Origin of the sequence: Microbacterium sp. H6 (assembly GCF_003314775.1) — a bacterium.
In the GTDB taxonomy this organism is placed as follows: domain Bacteria; phylum Actinomycetota; class Actinomycetes; order Actinomycetales; family Microbacteriaceae; genus Microbacterium; species Microbacterium oxydans.
This window is the reverse complement of sequence record NZ_QOAY01000215.1, coordinates 1-1,293: the sequence shown is the minus strand read 5'-3', so window position 1 is coordinate 1,293 and position 1,293 is coordinate 1. Positions and strand designations below refer to the sequence as shown.

Below are 1,293 nucleotides of genomic sequence, written 5' to 3'. Positions count from 1 at the left end.
AGCCGTCGCGCTGATACCTGGGCCGAGGTCGGGTCGTGCTCGTCGAGCGCGAGCGGATCGATCAGGATGCTCTCGCCCTCGCGGTGCACACGCAGCCAGGCGACACCCTGCAGGGGAAGCATGTCGAGGTCGGACCACCGACGGCGGTCGAGCGCGTCGTCGGCGTAGGCGACGACGAGGGAGGTGTCATCGGGCAGTGCGGACTCCGGATCGAGGACGGTGACCCGCGCACCCCAGGACTGGAGGACGCGTTCGAGCCCGTCGACCAACGCGCCTGCTCCCAGCACGCAGACGTCGCGGCGCTCGTCCGGCCAGCGGCGGAGCGCGTCCACCGACTCGCGCTCCTGCACCTCGAGCATCAGGCGGTCGAGGAGCGCGGAGGCCGCGCCGTCCGAACCACCGTCCGGAGTCTCGAGGGCGTCGAACAGCTCGGCGGGTGGTGCGTCGATCAGGGCGAACCGTCCGGTGCGCAGGCGGATCCGGGGGCGACCGTCTGCGCCGAGGACGAGATGGGCTCCCGAGTCGGGGAGCGGCAGGATGCGGGATTCGGAAGTCATGGAGTCTCTCGGTGAAGGGCCCGGCCGGGCGCGAACGCCCGGCCGGACTGGAGTGCGCTCGAAAGCGCGGCGGAAGGATCCGCGATCAGTCGAAGGGGTTCTCGACCAGTGCGTTGGAGTGCGATGCCGACAGGTGCGCCAGCTGCTCGGACTCTTCGATCTCGGCGAGGATCTGCTTTTCCATTTCGTTCTCCTTCAGTGAGTTTCCGACCCGCGGTGTGCGGAGCGGGTCCACGGTGGGACGAGATCGACCCTAATTGATAATGATTCTCAATATCTACTAGTCTGGCGAACATGCCTTCCTCCCTCCCCCTCCTCGCCGCTGATCACCGGGCCGGGACCGTCTTCGAGATTCATGGCGACTCCCGGCGTGTCGCGGTGGCCGACAGCTGGCTCGCCGAGCACGCCGGATTCCTCCGCCTGCCCTCCGGCGCGAACGACCGCTGGGCGTTCGCCGACGACCGCGGCGGCGCTCTGGTCGTCGGCGGCGGCACCGTACGACGCATCCCGATCGCCATCCCCGCCGAGCACCTCGCCTGCGACCCGTCCGGTCGTCACGTGGTCGTCACCTCCGGCCTGGGCATGAACGACGAAGCCTGGAGCGACCTGGTGACCGTCGTGGATCTCGCGACCGACTCGTCCACGCGGTTCCGCGCCCGTGTCGGCGAACCCGGGGTCGTCGTGGCTCCCGACCAGGCCTCGGGCGAACCGACGATCGTGCTCCGTCACCGCGAAC

General features: G+C 69.5%; 2 protein-coding genes and 1 pseudogene. 1 reads left to right on the top strand and 2 read right to left on the bottom strand.

Annotated features, from left to right (window positions below; translation table 11 throughout):
- The coding region (locus tag DSP71_RS22365) for a hypothetical protein (RefSeq protein ID WP_113681422.1) at positions 1-557 on the bottom strand (557 nt) is incomplete at its 3' end.
- An 85-nt stretch (positions 558-642) separates the two neighbouring features.
- Positions 643-741 (bottom strand): streptamidine family RiPP, encoded by a 99-nt coding sequence (gene amiA, locus DSP71_RS23930; RefSeq protein ID WP_017831216.1) that lies wholly within the window; start codon positions 739-741, stop codon positions 643-645.
- 110 nt (positions 742-851) lie between these two features.
- Between amiA and DSP71_RS14255 the strand changes: the two are divergent.
- Positions 852-1,293, top strand: a pseudogene (locus DSP71_RS14255) (hypothetical protein); the annotation flags it as partial.